We start from the raw sequence: 647 nt of genomic DNA on the forward strand, positions 1-647 counted from the left end.
CGAGAACGTAGCAGAGGCAGGTCACCGCTTCACGCGGTGACGGAGGAAGACCACCCCGGAGTCGAAGGCGCGGGTCTCGACGAGCTCGAGGTCCACCCGCCGCTCCCGGTGGACGAAGAAGGGCGTCCCGCCGCCGACCAGCACCGGGCAGACCCGGATCCGGTACTCGTCGATGAGGCCGAGCTCGGCCGCCTCGGCCGCGAGGGTCGCGCCGCCGATCGCGATGTCCCCCTCGCCGGGCTCGGAGCGCAACCGCTCGATCTCCTCGGCGATCGTGCCAGTGGCCAGCCGGGCACTCCCCCGCACCTCGGCGAGCGTGGTGGAGAAGACCACCTTGGGGAGCGGGTTCCAGAGACCGGCCCATTCGAGCTCCGCTCCGTCGAAGCCCGCCTGGTGCTCGGGCTCCTCCCAGTACAGCATCGTCTCGTAGAGTCGCCGCCCCATCAGGTGGACGCCGACGCCCCGGATCTCGTCCATGGACAGCTGGAAGACCTCGTCGGAGGGCGCGCTCCAGTCAATGCCGCCGTCCGGGTCGGTGACGTAGCCGTCGAGGGACATGGACATCGAGTAGGTCACGTCACGCATCACAGCTCCTCCGGGAGGCCGAACCGTTCGAACATCTCGGGTCCGAAGGTGAGCAGCTCGGC

The 647-nt window shown here is 69.6% G+C and carries 1 protein-coding gene; it reads right to left on the reverse strand.

The features are described 5' to 3' along the window. Positions 1-21 precede the first annotated feature (21 nt). On the reverse strand, positions 22-585 hold the full coding sequence (locus ACOADB_RS08785; RefSeq protein ID WP_378597580.1) for a dihydrofolate reductase family protein: 564 nt from the start codon (positions 583-585) through the stop codon (positions 22-24). Positions 586-647: the final 62 nt, after the last annotated feature.

It is taken from the genome of Nocardioides sp. CPCC 206348, assembly GCF_048654705.1.
GTDB lineage: Bacteria > Actinomycetota > Actinomycetes > Propionibacteriales > Nocardioidaceae > Nocardioides.